Source organism: Janthinobacterium sp. TND4EL3 (genome assembly GCF_900156175.1).
In the GTDB taxonomy this organism is placed as follows: Bacteria; Pseudomonadota; Gammaproteobacteria; order Burkholderiales; family Burkholderiaceae_D; genus Janthinobacterium.
In genome coordinates this window covers 114,131-133,565 of the sequence record NZ_FTMV01000011.1, presented here as the reverse complement: position 1 = coordinate 133,565, position 19,435 = coordinate 114,131, and the positions used below count along the sequence as shown (strand labels likewise).

Annotated in this window: 18 protein-coding genes; 8 read left to right on the top strand and 10 right to left on the bottom strand. The window is 63.7% G+C overall.

The window, feature by feature from the left end; translation table 11 throughout:
• Positions 1-8 precede the first annotated feature (8 nt).
• The 5 genes from BXA07_RS17705 to BXA07_RS17685 all read right to left on the bottom strand — a co-directional run bounded on the left by BXA07_RS17705 (position 9) and on the right by BXA07_RS17685 (position 3,446).
• Complete coding sequence (locus tag BXA07_RS17705; RefSeq protein WP_076569421.1) at positions 9-296, bottom strand: hypothetical protein; 288 nt, start codon at positions 294-296, stop codon at positions 9-11.
• Complete coding sequence (locus BXA07_RS17700) at positions 289-1,752, bottom strand: type II and III secretion system protein family protein (RefSeq protein ID WP_076569419.1); 1,464 nt, start codon at positions 1,750-1,752, stop codon at positions 289-291. The genes BXA07_RS17705 and BXA07_RS17700 overlap by 8 nt, the downstream gene beginning before the upstream one ends.
• A gap of 52 nt (positions 1,753-1,804) precedes the next feature.
• Positions 1,805-2,644 (bottom strand): Flp pilus assembly protein CpaB, encoded by an 840-nt coding sequence (gene cpaB / locus BXA07_RS17695; protein ID WP_076569417.1) that lies wholly within the window; start codon positions 2,642-2,644, stop codon positions 1,805-1,807.
• A complete protein-coding gene (locus tag BXA07_RS17690; protein ID WP_076569415.1) occupies positions 2,641-3,189 on the bottom strand; it encodes an A24 family peptidase in 549 nt (182 codons plus the stop codon). The genes cpaB and BXA07_RS17690 overlap by 4 nt, the downstream gene beginning before the upstream one ends.
• An 83-nt stretch (positions 3,190-3,272) precedes the next feature.
• Positions 3,273-3,446 (bottom strand): Flp family type IVb pilin, encoded by a 174-nt coding sequence (locus BXA07_RS17685; protein WP_076569413.1) that lies wholly within the window; start codon positions 3,444-3,446, stop codon positions 3,273-3,275.
• 388 nt (positions 3,447-3,834) lie between these two features.
• Here BXA07_RS17685 and BXA07_RS17680 point away from each other — a divergent pair, with 388 nt between their 5' ends.
• Positions 3,835-5,856, top strand: a complete 2,022-nt coding sequence (locus tag BXA07_RS17680) for a primosomal protein N' (protein ID WP_076569411.1) — start codon at positions 3,835-3,837, stop codon at positions 5,854-5,856.
• Here the strand turns inward: BXA07_RS17680 and BXA07_RS17675 are convergent.
• Complete coding sequence (locus BXA07_RS17675; protein WP_076569409.1) at positions 5,853-6,743, bottom strand: ArgP/LysG family DNA-binding transcriptional regulator; 891 nt, start codon at positions 6,741-6,743, stop codon at positions 5,853-5,855. The two genes, BXA07_RS17680 and BXA07_RS17675, sit on opposite strands and share 4 nt — an antisense overlap.
• A 129-nt stretch (positions 6,744-6,872) precedes the next feature.
• On the opposite strand from BXA07_RS17675, the gene BXA07_RS17670 reads away from it, so the two are divergent.
• The 3 genes from BXA07_RS17670 to BXA07_RS31380 all read left to right on the top strand — a co-directional run bounded on the left by BXA07_RS17670 (position 6,873) and on the right by BXA07_RS31380 (position 10,390).
• Positions 6,873-8,321 carry a dihydrolipoyl dehydrogenase gene (locus BXA07_RS17670; RefSeq protein ID WP_076569558.1) on the top strand — a complete coding sequence of 483 codons (1,449 nt, stop codon included), beginning with the start codon at positions 6,873-6,875 and terminating at the stop codon, positions 8,319-8,321.
• Positions 8,322-8,485: 164 nt separating this feature from the next.
• Positions 8,486-9,607, top strand: a complete 1,122-nt coding sequence (locus tag BXA07_RS17665; protein ID WP_244556322.1) for an HD-GYP domain-containing protein — start codon at positions 8,486-8,488, stop codon at positions 9,605-9,607.
• A 207-nt stretch (positions 9,608-9,814) separates the two neighbouring features.
• Positions 9,815-10,390: a PEPxxWA-CTERM sorting domain-containing protein gene (locus BXA07_RS31380; protein ID WP_139335634.1), complete on the top strand. Its 576-nt coding sequence runs from the start codon at positions 9,815-9,817 to the stop codon at positions 10,388-10,390.
• A gap of 3 nt (positions 10,391-10,393) precedes the next feature.
• On the opposite strand, the gene BXA07_RS17655 is transcribed toward BXA07_RS31380, so the two are convergent.
• Positions 10,394-10,879 (bottom strand): SRPBCC family protein, encoded by a 486-nt coding sequence (locus BXA07_RS17655; RefSeq protein ID WP_076569407.1) that lies wholly within the window; start codon positions 10,877-10,879, stop codon positions 10,394-10,396.
• Positions 10,880-11,088: 209 nt separating this feature from the next.
• Between BXA07_RS17655 and BXA07_RS17650 the strand changes: the two genes are divergently transcribed.
• A complete protein-coding gene (locus tag BXA07_RS17650; RefSeq protein ID WP_070219613.1) occupies positions 11,089-13,149 on the top strand; it encodes a UvrD-helicase domain-containing protein in 2,061 nt (686 codons plus the stop codon).
• A 10-nt stretch (positions 13,150-13,159) separates the two neighbouring features.
• Here BXA07_RS17650 and BXA07_RS17645 read toward each other — a convergent pair whose 3' ends face one another.
• Together BXA07_RS17645 and BXA07_RS17640 are read right to left on the bottom strand one after the other, a co-directional pair.
• The gene (locus BXA07_RS17645) at positions 13,160-13,516 is read right to left on the bottom strand and encodes an addiction module antidote protein (RefSeq protein WP_076569405.1); all 357 of its coding nucleotides are present in this window, start codon (positions 13,514-13,516) and stop codon (positions 13,160-13,162) included.
• Complete coding sequence (locus BXA07_RS17640) at positions 13,513-13,890, bottom strand: type II toxin-antitoxin system RelE/ParE family toxin (RefSeq protein ID WP_076569404.1); 378 nt, start codon at positions 13,888-13,890, stop codon at positions 13,513-13,515. The genes BXA07_RS17645 and BXA07_RS17640 overlap by 4 nt, the downstream gene beginning before the upstream one ends.
• 160 nt (positions 13,891-14,050) lie before the next feature.
• Here BXA07_RS17640 and BXA07_RS17635 point away from each other — a divergent pair, with 160 nt between their 5' ends.
• Positions 14,051-14,269, top strand: coding sequence for a SlyX family protein (locus BXA07_RS17635; protein WP_034753936.1), 219 nt, complete (start codon positions 14,051-14,053; stop codon positions 14,267-14,269).
• Here the strand turns inward: BXA07_RS17635 and BXA07_RS17630 are convergent.
• The gene (locus BXA07_RS17630; protein ID WP_076569402.1) at positions 14,266-14,658 is read right to left on the bottom strand and encodes a DUF6404 family protein; all 393 of its coding nucleotides are present in this window, start codon (positions 14,656-14,658) and stop codon (positions 14,266-14,268) included. The genes BXA07_RS17635 and BXA07_RS17630 overlap by 4 nt on opposite strands.
• A 249-nt stretch (positions 14,659-14,907) precedes the next feature.
• On the opposite strand from BXA07_RS17630, the gene BXA07_RS17625 reads away from it, so the two are divergent.
• Together BXA07_RS17625 and BXA07_RS17620 are read left to right on the top strand one after the other, a co-directional pair.
• A complete protein-coding gene (locus BXA07_RS17625; RefSeq protein ID WP_244556321.1) occupies positions 14,908-17,046 on the top strand; it encodes a M3 family metallopeptidase in 2,139 nt (712 codons plus the stop codon).
• Positions 17,047-17,273: 227 nt separating this feature from the next.
• The gene (locus tag BXA07_RS17620; RefSeq protein ID WP_076569398.1) at positions 17,274-19,424 is read left to right on the top strand and encodes a M3 family metallopeptidase; all 2,151 of its coding nucleotides are present in this window, start codon (positions 17,274-17,276) and stop codon (positions 19,422-19,424) included.
• Positions 19,425-19,435: the final 11 nt, after the last annotated feature.

The following is a 19,435-nucleotide window of genomic DNA, read 5'->3' as shown; positions in this document are numbered from 1 at the left end:
AGCCCTCCCTAGCGCTTGCTGACGCCGATGGTCAGGGCCTGCGCCGATACCGGCGGGGTCTGGAACGATTCCTGGTAGCGCTGGTAGGCGGCCACGCCGGCGCGGCCGTCGATGCCGCCGCTGGCCGTCAGGCGGGCTTGCTGGCGCGCGGCCGCATCGGGCTGCAGTACTTGCTGCGCCTGCATGTGCCGCACGCTGTTGCCGAACTGGCTGTCGAGCCGCGGTGTCTGCTGCGCGCAGCCGCCCAGCGCCGCAGTGGCGGCCAGCAGGGAAAGAAGGCGGGAAAAATCAATCATGTTGCTGCTCCGGTTGTGTTGCGGCCGCCGCCGTGGCGGGCGGCGCCGTTCCTTCCATTTTTCCGCGTATGAAAAAGTCGGCCCGCGACGGTTCCACATAGCCATCCGTGGGCAGCGCCGGCACGGCCGGCAGCGGTTTCACCAGGTGCGGCGTGACGATGAAGACCAGCTCGCTGCGGTCGCTCTGGAAGTCGCTGCTGCGGAACAGCGCGCCCAGCACGGGGATCTCGCCCAGCATGGGCAGGGCCTTGATATTCGTCGTCACATTGTTCTTGATCAAGCCGCCGATGGCGAAGCTCTGGCCATCGAACAGCTGCACCGTGGTGGCCGCGCGCCGCGTCGTGAACGACGGCAGCAAGGCGGTGGCATTCGTGCCGCCCGCGCTCAGGCCGATGCCGTCCTTGTTCAGTTCGGAGACCTCCGGCGCCACCTTCAGGTTGATGCGTCCGCCATCGAGCACGGTGGGCGTGAATTTGACGGCCACGCCATATTCCTTTTCTTCCAGGGTGATGGTGGGCGTGCCGCCATTGTTGCTCTGGCTGACGGGAATGAAGACCTTGCCACCGGCCAGGAAACTCGCTTCCTGGCCGCTGATGGCCATGATGGTCGGTTCGGCGAGGATCTTCACGAGGCCGTCGCGCTTTTGCGCATCGATGCTGACGAAGTTGCCATTTTTCTTGTTGAACGCCTCGATCAGGCTGCGGTTGCCGCTGAGCAGGTTCGACAGCAGGGAATGCGTCCAGTTGCCGACTTGCACATTGACGCCCAGGCTGGCGCCCAGCTGGTCGACGAGGCTCTTCGACACTTCGGCGATCTTCACTTCCAGCATCACCTGCTGGGGCGCGGCGATGGCCAGCATATTGATCACCTTGATGCCGCCGGCGGCAGGCGCGGCCGTGGCCGCCCCGTTGCCGGCCGCCGCGCCCGAGGCGCCGGCGCCGCTGGCGCGCTCCGCATACGATTGCGCCAGGGCCATGATCTGGCTGGCCTTGACGGCGTCGGCCACGGTGCCCGACAGCACCAGGGTGTCGGCCGCCGCATGCAGGGCGATCTGCGTCTCGTCGGGGAACAGCTGCGTCAGCTGCAGGCGCAGCGCCCCCGTGTCGATGGTCACGCCGAGGTCGATGATGGTGGCTTGCTTGGCGCGGTCCCACAGGATCAGGTTGGTGGTGCCGGGACGCTTGCCCAGCAGATAGACTTCGCTGGCATTGAGCAGGATCACGTCGGCGATGGCGGTGTCGCCCACGGCCAGGCGGCTGGCCGCGAACGGCAGGCGCAGCAACTGCGATTTGCCGGCCGACAGGGCCAGCAGGCGCGGCAGGGTGGCGGCGGAGGCCGCCGGGGACGCTGTCGCCTGCTGGGTCGTGCCGGGCTGCGCCTTGGCCGTCCTGGTGGCCGCTGCCTGGCCCGGCAGCAGGCTGGCCGCCAGGGCCAGCAGCAGGGCCGGGCGTGTCATGGTAGGTCTCAATTGCTTCCCCAATCTGTACTGGTATGCGTGTGTGGAATGGTCATCGGAGTTGCTGGGCGCTACGCTCCAGGCCCTTGATGACTTCGATGTGTTCGCCAGCGGCGCGCGCCGGCGGCACTGGCGCGGCCGTGCGCCTGACGGCGGCCACCGGTACCCTGGCGGGCGGCTTGAGGTCGAGCAGGGTGGAGCGGGTGGCGCCGTCCGTATTGACGGGCGTGTCCTCGATCTGGTTGCGCAGCACCAGCGACAGGGTGCCCACGCTGCGCGCCAGGTCGAGCTTTTCCGCCTGCTCCGGCGTCAGCTCCAGGGTCACCGCGTTGACCACCTTGGGCTTGGTATCGTCGCGGCTCGATTCCTGGGCGATGGCCAGCACGAGTATGCGTTCGAGCACGATCTTGGAAATGGCCGCATCGTTGGCTTGCGTGCGTTTCTTTTCCGCTTCATCCTGAGTATTGACGAGCACGTCGACGAAGTTGCCGGGCAGGGCAAAGCCGGCCACGCCCACCACATCGTTGACGCGCACCGTCATGGCGCGCTTGCCGTCGCCCAGGGCGGCGGACAGGCCGCCGACCGTGCCGACGGGGGCGAGCTTGCTCTCCAGAACAGGTTCGCCGCGGCCGATATTGCTGCGCGCAACCCGTGTCTCCAGCAGCCTGGGGTCGCCGATGGCGCCCGGCGGCAAGGCGCCGGCTGGCCAGTCGACCAGCGTGATCATCTCGGGCGCCAGGCGCGCGCCCAGGTTGATGTCGGCGCTGGCGACGGCCACCTTGCTGCTGCTGGGCGCCGCTTGCGCATTGATCCAGCGCAACGCTACCAGGACGGCGGCCAGGGCCACGACGAGGGCCAGCACGATGAGCGCGATGGCGCGGGTATGTCTCATGAAAAGCTCCAGAAAAAGGACAGGGCGGTGCCGGCCGCGATGGCGATCGCGTAGGGCAGGCTGCCGCTGGCGGCCTGGGGCGCATCGAGCCGGGCATTGCCGCCGCTGATGCCCCGCAGCAGGCTGTGGAACAGCATGCGGTAGCTGTTGGCGAGGACCTGGCGCAGCAGGCCCGTGCAGGCGGCCACCAGCAGGGACAGCACGCCGCCCGCCAGCAGGGTCAGCAAGGTGGCCGCCAGCACTTGCTGCGGCCCGATAAAGGCGCCCACCATGGCCATCAGCTTGACGTCGCCGGCACCGAGCGCGCGCAGCATGTACATGGGCAGCAGCAGGGCCAGCCCCAGCGCCAGGCCACCCAGCGCGGCCGGCAGGCCCAGGCCGCCGGCGGCAGGCGTCAGCACGGCGTGCAGCAGCAGGGCCGCCAGCGCGCCGCCAAAGACCAGGCCATTCGGGATGCGGCGGCTGCGCATGTCGTGCCAGACGGCGCAGGCCAATAGGGAACACAGCAGCAATGGAGGCAGGGTGATCGTGAGCAGGGAGGTCATCGGTATGCGGTGGCGAAGCCAGGTGCGGACAGGGCGGGGCGGGATGCCGGCCCGGCGGGACGGCATCTGCAAAGATCGCGTGCTTACGGTTTGGCGGCGGGCATTTGCGCGCTGACCGCTTCGAATGCCGATTTGATCTGTCCACCCAGCGTCTTGACGACGGCGGCCAGCGCCACGGCGATCAGTGCGGCGATCAGGCCGTATTCGATAGCCGTGACACCGTCTTCGTTACGAATGAAATTTTTGATGGCTTGCATGATGTTTCCCTTGTTAAGGTGGTGGGGTAGGTCGTCGTTGCCAGCCAAAAACGCGGGGCAGACAGGCTGCACGCGTGAGCGGTTTCGGCAGGCTGGCATTGCTTTTATTGCTACAAAATTGCCGAAGCGCTCACTATAGTCGCGGTCGTCTTGACGGACATCACACAAAGGTCACTTTTGGCCTGGTACATTCGGCCCCTTTTAGCCGGGCGGGCACAGGACTTTCGTACCAGGGGCCGCAGCGTTGCGGGCTTTCCAGTAACACTGTTATTTTTAGTGGCAATTCAGATAACTTGCGGCATGCAGCTAGGTGTTTGCCGGGCAGACCAAGTATCATGACCGGCTGGCCCGCATACCTTCACCCTTCTCTCGATAGGCAATCCCACCGATGGCGCAGTGCATCCTGAAAATCGCGCTCGATACACCGTTGAACGCCCTGTTCGACTACCGCTGGACCGGCGACGATGCGCCGCTGCCGCAGGTGGGACAGCTGGCGCTGGTGCCGTTCGGCCGGCGCGAGGTGATGGGGCTGATCGTCGGCGTGTCCGCTACCACCGACGTGCCCGAAGCAAAACTGAAGGACGTGCTGGCCGTGCGCAGCCAGCTGGCGCCCCTGTCGGAACAGTGGCTGGCGCTGGCCGCCTTTGCCGCCGATTACTACCAGCGCCCGCTCGGCGAAGTGGCGTTGCCGGGTTTGCCGAAGAACCTGCGCGTGCTGACCACCGTGGCGCTCGACCGCGCCATCAAGAAGCTGGGCAAGCTGGCCGACGCGCACGATGGCACGCCGCTGAACATGCCGGCGCTCAATGCCGCCCAGCAAGAGGCGGCCGATGCCATCGGCGGCGCCCGGGGGTTTAAACCGACCCTGCTGTATGGCGTGACGGGCAGCGGCAAGACGGAAGTGTATCTGCAAGCCTGCGCCCAGGTGCTGGCGCGCGAGGACGATGCGCAAATCCTGATTCTAGTGCCGGAAATTAACCTCACGCCCCAGCTGGAAGGCAATATCCGCGCGCGCTTTCCCGGCGTCATGCTGGCCACCCTGCACAGCAGCCTGTCAGAAGGCGAGCGCATGCTGCACTGGCTGGCCGCACACCAGGGCCAGGCGCGCATCGTGCTCGGCACGCGCTTGGCCATCCTGGCGTCCTTGCCGAAACTCAAACTGATCGTCATCGACGAAGAGCACGATCCGTCCTACAAGCAGCAGGAAGGCTTGCGCTATTCCGCACGCGACCTGGCCGTGTGGCGCGCCTGGCAATTGCAGATTCCCATCGTGCTCGGTTCGGCCACGCCCTCGCTGGAAAGCTGGCACCACGCGCAGACGGGGCGCTACCGCAAGCTGGAATTGCGCGAGCGGGCCGTGAAAAATGCGGTCTTGCCACGCGTCAAGATCCTCGACATGGAGCGCGACAAGCCGAAGGACGGCCTGACTTCGCATCTGGTAGCCGCCTTGAAACTGCGCATGGAGCGGGGCGAGCAGTCGCTGCTGTTTTTGAACCGGCGCGGCTATTCGCCCGTGATCTGCTGCGAATCGTGCGGCTGGATCAGCAATTGCACGCGCTGCACCTCGTTCATGGTGCTGCACAAGCCCGAGCACCGCTTGCGCTGCCACCATTGCAGCCTGGAACTGCGTATCCCCCGCCATTGCCCTACCTGCGGCAACGTCGACCTGCAGCCGCTGGGACGCGGCACGCAGCGCGTGGAAGAGGGGCTGCAGCAACTGTTTCCAGAGGCGCGCATTCTGCGCATCGACGCCGATTCCACGCGCAAGAAGGGCAGCGCGCAGGAAGCGTTCGACACCGTGCACCGGGGCGAAGTGGACATTCTGATCGGCACGCAGATGGTGGCCAAGGGCCACGATTTCAAAAAGCTGACGTTAGTGGGCATCCTGAATCCGGACACGGCCCTGTTTTCGCAGGATTACCGGGCCAGCGAACGGCTGTTCGCCCAGCTGATGCAGGTGGCGGGCCGGGCCGGGCGGGCCGCGCAGACGGAGGGCGGCAGCGTGTCGGAGGTGCTGATCCAGACGCGCTATGCGCGCCATCCGCTGTACGACGCCGTCGTCAACCACGATTACGACCATTTCGCCACGACCCTGCTGGAAGAGCGGGCACAGGCGGCGCTGCCGCCGTATCTGTTCCAGGCCCTGCTGCGTGCGGAAGCGCCGGAACTGGCGACCGCCATCGAATTCCTGCAGGCGGCGAAAGAGTGCATGGAACACCCGCAGGTGACCATCAATGACCCGATTCCCATGAGCATGACGCGCGTGTACAACGTTGACCGTGCCCAGCTGCTGCTGGAATCGCCCTCGCGGCCGGCCTTGCAGGCATTTTTGAAAGAATGGTTAAGTGCATTGCGCGCCATGAAGACGCGCGTGAAATGGTCGCTGGAAGTGGACCCGCTCGATATTTAAGCCAGGTAGTCGCGCCCGGCCTTGACGATCTGTTCCGACAGCAGCTTGGTAAACGGCGTGTCCAAGGTCCACGCGTGCCAGCTCAGCGGTACGTCCAGGGTGCTGCCCGGCAGCAGATCGACGAGGCGGTCCGTCGCCAGCGCCTGTGCGGCCAGGCGCTGCGGCATCAGGCCATAGGCCAGGCCATCGAGCACGCAGGTGCGGCGCGCCGCTTCCACCGGTAAGGTGTGGTGCGGAAACGGTTCACGCAAGCTTAATTGTTCCGCGAGGAAACGCGCCAGCAAGCCGTGCTGGCCCACGACGGCCGGCGCCAGCTGCACCGCCTCGGCACTGAAACCGTCGCCGAACCAGTGGCCCGCAAACACGGGCGTGGCCACGCAGACATAGCGCAAGGTGCCCAGCGGCGTGACGCTGGTGGCGGCCGCCGCGTCGATCGCTGTGCCGGACTCGGCCGAGACGCAGCCGAACACGGAGCCGTCGCGCACCATCTGCAGGGCGCTGTCGCTGTCGGCCAGGCGCACGTCGAGCTGGCAGCGGGGCGGCGCCAGCAGGGCGGACAAGGTGTCGGGAAACCACGTGGCCAGGCTGTCGGCATCGATGGCGATGGCGATTTCCGGCATGCTGACGCTGTTGCCCAGGTCGATGTCGAGCGATGCTTCCATCAGCTTGACGTTGCGGTGATGCACAATCAAGCGCTGGCCCAGGCCCGTCGGCACGGCCGGCTGGCCACGGATGATCAGCAAGCGCCCGCTGGCGTCTTCCAGCGCCTTGATGCGCTGCGAGACGGCCGACTGGGTGATGCCCAGCGCCAGCGCGGCCTTGTCGAAACTGCCATGGCTGGCCACGGCGTCCAGCACGGCCAGCGCGCGATAATCGAGTGATCCCATTAGCTCAGCTTATAAATTTTGAAAATGATTAGTTATACTAATGCATATATTGCTGCAAAGTAAAACCTTATTTTCGGCAAACAGGTAGTATCGAACGCTGTGAGCAACCTCAGTGGGATGGACAGCACGATGAAGACGATACAAGTGGATGTGGCCGTGATCGGCGGCGGCACGGCCGGCATGACGGCGCACAGGGCGGCGCGCATGGACGGCAAGCGCGTGCTGATGATCGAAAGCGGGCCGTATGGCACGACCTGCGCGCGCGTGGGCTGCATGCCCAGCAAGCTTTTGATCGCGGCGGCCGAGGCGGCCCATGCCGTGGCCGCCGCCCCCGCTTTCGGCGTGCATGCGGGACCCGTGCGCATCGACGGCCGGCAAGTGATGGCCAGGGTGCGCAGCGAGCGCGACCGCTTTGTCGGCTTCGTGCTCGACGGCGTCAACGCCATTCCCGACGAAGAAAAGTTGCGCGGCCATGCGCGTTTTATTTCCCCCGGAAAATTGCAGGTGGACGAACACACCATCGTTGAAGCCACCAGCGTGGTCATCGCCACCGGTTCCACGCCCATCGTGCCGCCCGAGTGGCAGGCGGCGGGCGAGCGCGTCATCACCAGCGACGCCGTGTTCGAGTGGACGGACTTGCCGCAATCGGTGGCCGTGGTCGGCAGCGGCGTCATCGGCCTGGAGCTGGGGCAGGCGCTGGCGCGGCTGGGCGTGCGCGTGACCCTGTTTGCGCGCGGCAATAAAGTCGCCCAGCTGACGGATCCGCTCGTGCTGCGGGAGGCCGACGCCGTGCTGGCGCGCGAACTCGATATCCGTTTCATGACCAAGGTCGCGCACATGGCAAACACGCCGGACGGCAGCGGCATCGCGCTCACCAGTAGCGATGACGCGGGCGTGGAAAAAACCGAGCAGTTCGAGTATGTGCTGGCCGCCATCGGCCGCCGTCCGAATGTGGACAAGATCGGCCTGGAGACGGCGCAAATCGAGCTCGACCGTCACGGCATTCCCCTGCATGACCCGCACACCATGCAGTGCGGCACGAGCGCCATCTTCATCGCGGGCGACGCCGACAACGCCCTGCCGCTGTTGCCCGAGGCGGCCGACGAGGGCCGCATCGCGGGCGACAATGCGGCACGCTTTCCCAATGTGAAGCGGGGCTTGCGCCGCACGCCGCTGGCGATCGCCTTCACGGAGCCGCAGATCGCCACCGTCGGCGCGACGTACCAGCAGCTGTGCGTCAGTCACGCGGGCCGCTTCGCCGTCGGCGCCGTGTCGTTCGGCAACCAGGGCCGCAGCCGCGTCATGCTGCAAAACCAGGGCTTGCTGCGCGTGTATGCAGAATTCGGCAGCAAGCGTTTTCTTGGCGCCGAGCTGATCGGCCCCCGGGCGGAACACCTGGGCCACTTGCTGGCGTGGGCATGCCAGGCCCGGCTGACGGTGCCGGCCATGCTCGACATGCCGTTCTACCACCCCGTCATCGAGGAAGGCGTGCGCACGGCCTTGCGCGAGCTGGCCCTGCACCTGGAAAAAGACCCGGAACACGCGCCCGGCTGCGCCGACTGCTCGCCTGGCGTGTGATGCAATTTTTATATTTAAACAATTTTGTAGACAAGTCCGCATGATTGCGCGATCATCGCTGCCACATTGAAATATTGATTAAAAGCAAAAAACATTTCAAATGGTTCATGCCCATGATGCCCCGATGGTAAAAACAGGCAGTGGCAAGCGATGACGGAGACGATGTGAAGATTCGGCGTATTTACGCGGGAGAACTGGCGCTGGGCCTGGCCCTGCCCTGGGACGTGCATGGCGAAACGGGCGGCTTGCTGGCCAGGCTGGGCCATGTCATCACGAGCGAGAACCAGATCGCATTGCTGCTGGCGCGCGGCGTCATCGCCGACACCAGCGAAGACGTGCCGCGCACGGCCAGGGAAGCGCCATCGGCCCTGCGCATGCTGAACCAGGCCGCCACGGGATTGGCATTGGTCTTGCCGGCCATCGCCGCCAGGCAAGTTGTAGCGCAAGAACAACTGACGCCGCTGGCGCAACTGGTGGAGGAGGCCGTTGCCCTCGACGCCGACGTGGCGCTGGCCTGCATCCTGCACAAGCAGGGCGCGGGCGACTTTGCCGTGCGCCACAGCATCGACACGGCCGTCATCGTCACCCTGCTGGCCAGGGCGCTGAAGCAGGACGACGCGGCCTTGCGCAGCATGCTGCTGGCCGCGCTGAGCATGAATGTGGGCATGCTGGAGCGCCATGCGCATTTCCAGCAGAAGGCCGGGCCGCTCGATGCGGCGGAGCGCGCCTATATCCGCGCCCACCCGCAGGTGGGCGTCAACTTGCTGCGCGCGGCCGGCGTGACGGATGCCGTCTGGCTGCAGGCGGTGCTGCAGCACCATGAGAATATCGATGGCAGCGGCTATCCGCTGGGTATCAGGGGCGACGAGATCGGCCTGGCCGCCCGTCTGATCATGCTGGCCGACCGCTATTGCGCCCGGGTGTCCGCGCGCAGCTACCGCAAGTCGCTATTGCCCAACGCGGCCCTGCGCGAGATGCTGTCGGCGGACAAGGCCACGCTGGACGCGCCGCTGGCCTCGCTGCTGGTGCGCGAGCTGGGCATTTACCCCGTCGGCACCTTCGTCAAGCTGTTGAATGGCGAGATCGGCGTCGTCACGCGCAAGGGTTTGAACGCCACCACGCCGCATGTGCAGTCGCTGGTGGGGCCGCGCGGCGCGCGCCTGGACGTGCCGCTGCGGCGCGACACGCGCGTGGACTTGCACGCCATCCGCGAAGTGCTCAGCGCGGAGCAGGCGGCGCTGCAGTTTCGCCCCGACCAGTTGTGGGGCTGCAGCGCCCGGGCATGAAGCATGGGGCCGGGCGTCCCTGTCCAGTGCTTTATTTATATCACTTTATTTGCAATAATAGTAATTATTAAATTGCAATTGATGTGGAGAATTATTACTATCGGTTTTCCAATGGTTAGCACGACATTGGTGGCCGATGTCCGCGGGAGTTCGCCGAGCTCTGGCGTCAGACGTCAGCTGACCTTCATCTTTCCCCGGAGCCCCGTGATGAAAAAACTGATTTGCCTGATGGCCTTGTCCGCAACCGCCCTGTTGTCCAACGCACATGCTGGCACCGTGTATTCCGCTGATCACAGTGGCCTGGGCCCGATCGCCAGCCCGGGTCAACTCAGCGATACTTTCAATGCCTCGGCCGGTGCCGCCGTGCTCAATTTCGAACTCCAGGGCTACCTCAGTCTTGACGGCGCGAACAACGGCTACACGGACACATTCAGCCTGATCGTCAATGGCACCACGGTGTTGACGGGGAGCTGGGATCTCGGTGGTGGCGGCGTGAACGTGCTGTACTTCAATCCAAACAATGCCATCGTCAATGCCCAGGCCACCAGCTATTTCGGTGGCGGCAAGGCCACCGTGGCAATCCCGATTGCCTTGCTGGGCGGCAGCAACACCATCACTTATTCCTACACGGGCGGTGCCCAGGGCCTGGGCGACGAGGGCTGGGGCATCAACACGGTGAACGTCTCGGCCGTGCCAGAACCTGGCACCTATGCCATGCTGCTGGCCGGTCTGGGCCTGGTGGGCTTCATGACGCGCCGCAAGGCCGTGAAAAAAACCGCGTAAGCGTCAATTCAACAGACCCGCATCGAGGCGGCCTTCGGCCGCCAGTTCGCGCATGACGCGTACCGTGTCGATGTCGGACTCCTGGTAGGCGGAACGGCGGAAGTCGTCATACATGGCGTTGGCCGCATCGGTGGCCGCGTCATGGCCGTCATCGTACTGGAAACGCACCCACAGGCTCGCTTCGTCGGGCATTTCGATGGTCATCACCAGCGAGGACGCGCTGATATCCTTTTGCGCCGGCACTTCATAGCGCACCTGCAGTTGCGGCACCAGCACCACCTTGTCGTTGATGACCAGTTCGCCATAGCGCAGGCTGCGCGCGAAACCGGTATCGCTGCGTTCGCTGATCTGGCACTCGTCGAGGTGCGGCACGAAGAGCTTCGGCGACTCGGCGCGCAAGACCAAGCCGCGCCAGACTTGTTCCAGGGTCAGGGTGTCGATCAGCGGGTTGAGCGGATCGTTGATTTCAATCAAGTGTTCAAATTTCATGGGACTGCCATTCGGTAAGTTGGTACGCACGGGCGATATAGGCGGAATGGTACTCCAGGCTTGGCAACGCCGCACGCCTGGCATGGCCCAAGATGGCGTCAGATGGCGATATATCAATGTCATTGCCTGTTTTTCGGGCATGGCCCGCCGCGCAAAAGGCGGGCGCGACGCTGTTACAATGGGCTGCTGTTCCCTCCGGAAATACCTTGATGTCCAAAGCGCCACAATTCGGTCTGAATGCTCCCCAAAGCGAAGCGGTTACCTACCTCGACGGCCCCTGCCTCGTCCTGGCGGGCGCCGGTTCGGGCAAGACGCGCGTGATCACGCAAAAGATCGCCCACCTGATCGAAGACCGGGGCTATGACCCGCGCACCATCGCCGCCTTGACCTTCACCAACAAGGCGGCGCTGGAAATGCAGGAACGCATCGCCAAGCTGCTGAAACAGCCGCGCCAGGCCAAGCAGTTGACGGTGTCGACCTTCCACTCGCTGGGCGTGAAAATCCTGCGCCAGGAAGCCAATGGCGTGGGGCTGAAGGACCGCTTCTCCATCATGGACAGCGACGACTGTTTTTCGCTGGTGCAAGACCTTGCCATTACCACCGATAAACAGGTGATCCGCGGCATCCAGAACGCCATGTCGCTGTGGAAGAACGGCCTGATCGATCCGGACATGGCCCTGGCGCAAGCCAAGGACGAGGACGAGGCCAACGCGGCGCGCATCTACCGCAGCTACGTGGCAACGCTGTCGGCCTACCAGGCCGTCGATTTCGACGATTTGATCCGCCTGCCCGTGGAACTGTTCCGCAACAACGGTCCCGTGCGCGACAAGTGGCAGCGCCGTCTGCGTTACCTGCTCGTCGACGAGTACCAGGATACGAATACCTGCCAGTACGAACTGGTGAAACTGATGGTGACGGGCATCGGCAAGAAGCCGATGTTTACGGCCGTGGGCGACGACGACCAGGCCATCTATGCCTGGCGCGGCGCCACGGTGGAAAATTTAAAGACGCTGGAAACGGATTTCCCCGATTTGCGCGTGATCAAACTGGAGCAGAATTACCGCTCCACCATGCGCGTGCTCAATGCGGCCAATGCCGTCATCGGCAATAACCCGAAATTGTTTGAAAAGTCGCTGTGGTCGGAACACGGCCTGGGCGAGCCGATCAAGGTGCTGGGCATGCAGACGGACGAGCAGGAGGCGGAGCAGGTCGCCATCATGATTTCGGCCGACCATTTCGAGCGAAAAAATAAATTTTCCGATTACGCGATTTTGTACCGGGGCAACCACCAGGCGCGCATCATCGAGCAGTGCCTGCGCAAGGAGCGCATCCCGTACACGATCTCGGGCGGCCAGAGTTTTTTTGACAAGGCCGAGATCAAGGACATCATCAGCTACCTGCGCCTGCTGGCCAACGAGGACGACGATCCGGCCTTCATTCGCGCCGTGACGACGCCGCGCCGTGGCGTGGGCCAGTCGACCCTGGAGGTGCTGGGCGCGTTCTCGGGGCAGTGGCAGTGCTCGCTGTTCCAGGCCGTGTTCAAGGGCGGCATCGAGGCCAAGCTGACGGACCGCCAGCTGGGGCCGCTGCGCGACTTCTGCAACTTCATCAACGACCTCGAATCGCGCGCCAGCCGCCCCGGCGCGGCCGGCAGCGGCGACAATGCGGCCGAAGTGCTGGACGACATGATGAAGGAAATCCACTACGAATCGTATCTGTACGATGCCTTCGAGGAAAGGCAGGCGCAAAGCAAGTGGCAGAACGTGCTGGAATTCGTCAACTGGCTCAAGGAACGGGGCCGGGGCGGCAAGGACCGCGACGGCGAAGAAAAGAACGTGCTGGAACTGACGCAGATGGTGGCCCTGATGACCATGCTCGAAGGCAAGGACGAGGAGCAGGACGCCGTGCGCATGTCCACCTTGCATGCATCAAAAGGGCTGGAGTTTCCGCACGTGTTTCTGGTGGGGGTGGAAGAGGGGATCTTGCCGCACAAGGGCGATCCCGATGCGCCGGCCGAAACCATCGCCGCGCGCATCCAGGAAGAGCGGCGGCTGATGTATGTGGGCATCACGCGGGCCCAGCGCACCTTGCACGTCACCTGGTGCAAGAAGCGCAAGCGGGCCGGCGAGCAAGTCCATTGCGACCCGTCGCGCTTCATCAAGGAAATGCAGCTCGACGTGGGCGACGCCGTGCCGACGGAAGCGGAAGTGATTTCACCGAAGGAGAGGTTGGCGCGCATGAAGGCGCTGCTGGCCGCGCCGAAAGCTTAATTCAAGAACTTCACGCTTCCACGGCGCTGTCCGGCGTGGTTTTCGGCACGATGGCCAGCTGCATGCCCAGCGCATCGAGCATCTTCAAAATGGTTTCGAAGCGCGGCTTGCTGCCTTCGCGCAGGGCTTTATATGCGCCTTCGCGCGTGATGTCGGCCCGGGCCGCCACCTTGCCCATGCCGTAGGCGCGCACCACGTCGTTCATGGCGGACTGGAACAGTTCCGCGTTGCCGGTGGCGACGATTTCGCTCATGTAGGCGGCCACGGCGGCCTTGCTGGTCAGGTGTTGTGTTGGGTCAAATTTGCTCAATCCCAGCGCGTCGAGGTCGTCGAGGTCGAAGGTGTCATGGTCGATAGCTTGGTTCATTTTTTTCGTGCTCCTGTGGATGCCGCCGCCGCTTTGCGGATGGCTGCCTGCCGGGCTTTCAGCTCCCTGAGGATCGCCTGCGCCTGCCTGATGTCGCGCTGCTGGTTCGATTTGTTGCCACCGAGTAGCAGCAAGATCAGGGTGCCCCGATTCGTTTCATGAAAATATACGCGCCAGCCCGGCCCCGTCTGTAAAAAACGCAGTTCGCACACGCCTTCGCCCACAGGGCGCCAGTCGCCCTTTTTACCATGTTGCAAATGCTTGATGCGTGCATCGATGGCGGCGGCGGCCACGTCATGCAGGGAGTCTTCCCAGCGCCGGTATTCAGCCGTCTTGCGCGTGTCGATCAGGTCAGGCAACGTGGATACGTCCATTGTAATCGTTTGTTCTCATTCGTCAAGCGGTTTGATCCAGCTATACGGAGAGAATAGGCAGGAATCGGCGCCGCACCGGGAAGAATGCCGTTTGTTTGTCCTGGCGCACGCCGCTGCGGCGGTAGAATGCCGCTTTCAGTCAGGAATCACCGGGAGCACCATGGACAATGCAGAACAGATGGAAGTACGTTTCGTCGATATCGAAATCAAGCTGGCGCAGCAGGAAGACCTGGTCGAGTCGCTGAACCAGATGGTGTACCAGCAGGGCAAGCGCATCGATCAATTGGAAGCGATGCTGCACAAGCTGGGCGAGCATGTGCGCGACGGGGCGCAGCAGGCAAATGGCGGACTGGTCAACGAGCGTCCGCCGCACTATTAATCAAGGGCACTGCCTGTGGACCGTTGCTCGTCCAGCGCGGTCCATGCCGGCAACTGGTGCTTGCGCCGGTCGCGGGCATAGACGCTGGCCATGGCGATGCCAAACAGGCTGCCTGCCGCGCAGGCCGCCACCAGTGCCGCCAGGGGCGATAAGGGGGTGGCGGCATCGGGCCGCGACCAGAAAAAGATCCACATGATCAGGCCCCAGAACATGCCGAACCAGAGTCCCGTGCCGAGCGCGGTACGCAGGAAGGGCAGGAAATGCGGCGGCGGAACCTGCACGCCGGCCTTCCACAACAGGCGTATCAGCGGCGGCGCATAGTGGCTGCGGGTCATGCCCGTCTTGCTCAACACTTCCAGGGCGCGTGTCTTGCGGTGCTCAAAGCTCATGGATTCTCCGTCTATTGTTGCCGAATGGATACTATATGCGATACAGGTCAGCTGAGCATTGATATTTTTCAGTGGGGCGGGGCGCTGCCGTATCGGCGTGCATGTCCGGAGAGTCGGGCATGAAAACCTTTGCTATACGGGCGTATCGCTACCATCGGTTTTGCTGGTGACGCAAGTGTGTCAGGCTGTTATTATTTCAGGCTGGCCCGCGACACAATCGCGGCTCTCTTGCGTTTCTTGAAAGAAGACATGACCCGTCCAACTATGCTCGTCATCGCCGCCAGCCTGATGCTGGCACCAGCCGCCGCCGCTTTTGCCGCCACCGCCGCTACCGCCGCCTTGCCCGCCTCGAACCCGTTTGCGCAGGCGAGCAGCCTGCCCTTCCAGTATCCGCCGTTCGACAAGGTGCAGGACGCCGACTACGCGCCCGCCTTTACGGCAGGCATGGCCGCCAACCTGGCGGAAATCAACGCGATTGCAAATAACCCGAAAGCGGCCACGTTCGACAACACCATCGTCGCCATGGAACGCTCGGGCCAGTTGCTGGGCCGCGTGCGCACCGTGTTTTCCGTGATGTCCGGCTCCAACACGAATGACACGATCCAGGGCCTGGAACGCGAGCTGGCGCCGAAGATGGCCGCCCACAGCGACGCGATCATGCTCAACGACAAACTCTTCAAGCGTATCGACAGCCTGTACGCCAAGCGCGACAAGCTGGGCCTGGATGCCGAATCGAAGCGCCTCTTGGTCCGCTACCACACGGACTTTGTACGCGCCGGCGCCAAGCTGTCGGCAGCGGACAAGGAAAAGCTGCGCGCCTATAACGGCCAGCTGGCTGCCCTGTCGACCAAGTTCGCGCAGAACGTGCTGAAGGAATTGAACGCGTCGGCCGTCGTCGTCGATACGCGCGAAGAGCTGGACGGCCTGTCGCCGGCCGCCATCGAAGTGGCCGCCGGCCTGGCCAAGAAGCGCGGCCTGGACGGCAAATACGTGATCGCCCTCGTCAACACGACGGGCCAGGCGCCGCTGTCGCTGCTGACGAATCGCGCCGTGCGCGAACGCATCATGGCCGCATCGCAAGCGCGCGGCAGCCGTGGCGGCGAGTTCGACAACACCCAGGAAGTGCTGGCACTGGCAAAGCTGCGCGCCGAACGGGCCGCGCTGATGGGCTACCCGAATTACGCGGCCTACTCGCTGGAAGACCAGACGGCGCACGACACCACGGCCGTGAACGCCCTGCTGGGCGAGCTGGCGAAGCCGGCCGTCGTCAATGCGCGCCGTGAAGCGGACGATATCCAGAAGGTCATCGATGCGGGCAAGGGCGGCTTCAAGGTGGGCGCCGCCGACTGGGCCTTCTATAGCGACAAGGTGCGCGCCGAACGCTACAACTTTGACGAAACGCAACTCAAACCGTACTTTGAGATGCACAGCGTATTGACCAAGGGCGTGTTCTTTGCCGCCGGCAAGTTGTACGGTTTGACCTTCAAGCAGCGCACCGACTTGCCCGTCTACACGGCCGACATGCTGGTGTACGACGTCTTCAATGAAGACGGCACGCAACTGGCCATCTTCACGCTCGACCCTTACGCGCGCAGCAACAAGCGCGGCGGCGCCTGGGCGAATGCCTACGTGGGCCAGTCGAGCTTGCTGAACCGCAAGCCGGTGATCGCGAATAACCTCAACATTCCAAAGCCGGAAGCGGGCCAGCCGACCCTGATGACGTTTGACGAAGTCAACACCATGTTCCACGAATTCGGCCATGCGCTGCACGGCATGTTCTCGAACGTGAAATACCCGCGCTTTGCCGGCACCAGCGTGCCGCGCGACTTCGTCGAATACCCGTCGCAAGTCAATGAAATGTGGGCGCTGTGGCCGGAAGTACTGCAAAACTACGCCAAGCACTACCAGACGGGCGCGGCCATTCCGGCCGAGCTGCTGGCGAAAGTGACGGCGGCCGACAATTTCAACCAGGGTTACAAGACGACGGAATACCTGGCGTCGGCCCTGCTGGACCAGCGCTGGCACCAGCTGACCCCGGCACAGATCCCCACCGACGTGCTGGCGTTTGAAAAAACCGCCTTGATGGAGGCCGGTGTCGATTTCGCCCCGGCGCCGCCGCGCTACCGCACAACGTATTTCTCGCACGCGTTCGCGGGCGGCTATTCGGCCGGCTACTACGCCTACCTGTGGTCGGAAAAGCTCGATGCCGACACGGTCGAGTGGTTCAAGGAAAACGGCGGCCTGACGCGCAAGAATGGCGACTGGTTCCGCAATAAACTGCTGTCGCGCGGCGGCAGCGCCGATGCGCTCGACATCTACCGCAACTTCCGCGGCCGCGATGCGAAGATCGAACCGCTGCTGCAACGCCGTGGCTTGAACGGCAAGTAATTTCTCCCCAGCACAGGCAACGTCCGTGCTGAACATCAATGGCCGCCCGGCAATGGGCGGCCATTTTTATTTGGCGATTTCGATGGTAAGCCGTGGTAAAACGCGCAGTTGGCGGGATGCACCACAGGATCGCCCATGTTGGATGACGCCCGTGTGACAGGCTGCTATGATCTGCCACTGGCCCGCGACGCGATCGCGGCTCTTCCCTGCGCTTTCTGAAAGATGTCATGATCCGTCCACAACTGCTCGTCATCGCCGCCAGCGTCATGCTGGCACACGCCGCCCCATCCGCCCTGGCCGCCGCCGCGAAATCCGCACCGGCCGCCGCCGTCAGCGCCCAGAACCCCTTGCTCAAAGTCAGTCCCTTGCCGTTCCAGATGCCGCAGTTCGGCCTCATCAAGGACGAGCACTACGCGCCGGCGTTTGCCGAAGGCATGAAACGCCAGTTGGCCGAAGTCAACGCGATTGCCAACAACCGCCAGCCGGCCACGTTCGAGAACACCATCGTCGCACTGGAACGCACGGGGCAGCTGCTGCACCGCGTGCAGAGCATCTTCAGCAACATGACGTCGACCAACACGAACAGCGTGCTCGAAGCGGTGGAAGTGGACGTGTCGCCCAAGCTGGCCGCGCATGGCGACGCCATCACCCTCAATCCGAAATTGTTTACGCGCATCGACACCCTGTACGCCAAGCGCGACAAGCTGGGCCTCGACGCCGAATCCCTGCGCTTGCTGGAACGTTATCACACGGATTTCGTGCGCGCCGGCGCCAGGCTGTCCGATGCGGACAAGGAAAAACTGAAAGCTTACAACGCCGAGCAGGCGGGCCTGGAAACGGCCTTCGCGCAAAACGTGCTGAAGGAAACGAATGCGAAGAGCATCGTCGTCGACACGCGCGCCGAGCTGGCGGGCATGACGGACAGCGATATCGATACGGCCGCCGCGGCCGCCAAGGAACGGGGCTTGAACGGCAAGTTCGTCATCGCCCTGGTCAACACCAGCGGCCAGCCGCCGCTGGCCGTATTGACGGATCGCAAGACCCGCCAGCGTTTGATGGATGCCTCGCTGAACCGGGGCAGCCAGGGTGGCGAGTTCGACAATCGCGCCATCGTGCTGAAACTGGCCAAGCTGCGCGCCGAACGGGCGACCTTGCTCGGTTATGCCAACTACGCCGCGTATGCGCTGGAAGACCAGACGGCCAAGACCACGACGGCCGTCAATACCCTGCTGTCGGAACTGGCGAAACCGGCCGTCGCCAATGCGCGCCGCGAAGCGGCCGACCTGCAGCAAGTGGTCGATGCGGAAAAGGGCGGTTTCCAGGTGGCAGCGGCCGACTGGGCCATCTACACGGACAAGCTGCGCAAGCAACGTTTCAATTTTGATGAAAACGAGCTGAAGCCGTACCTGGAACTCAACAGCGTGCTGAACAACGGCGTCTTCTTTGCCGCCAATAAACTGTACGGCATCAGTTTCAAGGAACGCAAGGATCTGCCGGTGTACAACCCGGACGTGCGCGTCTACGACGTTCTGGATGCCAACGGCAAGCCGCTGGCCCTGTTCATCGCCGACTTCTATGCGCGCGGCAACAAGCATGGCGGCGCGTGGATGAATGAATACGTGTCGCAATCGTCCTTGATGGGCACGCATCCTGTCATCGCCAACCAGTTGAACATTCCCAAGCCGCCCGCCGGCCAGCCGACACTCTTGACGTTCGATGAAGTGACGACCATGTTCCACGAATTCGGCCATGCGCTGCACGGCATGTTCTCGAACGTGAAATACCCGCGCTTTGCCGGCACCAGCGTGCCAAGCGACTTCGTCGAGTACCCGTCGCAAGTCAATGAAATGTGGGCCGTGTGGCCGGAAGTGCTGCAAAACTACGCCAAGCACTACCAGAGCGGCGCGGCCATGCCGCAGGAATTGCTCGACAAGGTCACGGCGGCGAAGAAATTCAACCAGGGCTTCATGACCACCGAGTACCTGTCGGCGGCCCTGCTGGACCAGCGCTGGCACCAGCTGGCGCCGAGCCAGATCCCGATGGACGTGCTGGCCTTTGAAGCGGCGTCGCTGAAAGACGCCGGTGTCGACTACGCGCCCGTGCCGCCGCGCTACCGCACCACGTACTTCTCGCACAGCTTCTCGGGCGGCTACTCGGCGGCATACTATGCCTACCTGTGGTCGGAAAAGCTGGACGCGGAATCGGTCAACTGGTTCAAGGAAAACGGCGGCCTGACGCGCAAGAATGGCGACTGGTTCCGTAATAAACTGCTGTCGCGCGGCGGCAGCGCCGATGCGCTGCAGCTGTTCCGCGACTTCCGCGGCCGCGACGCCACCGTGGAGCCGCTGCTGGAACGCCGCGGCCTGAACGCGAAGTAAGCAAGCCCGTA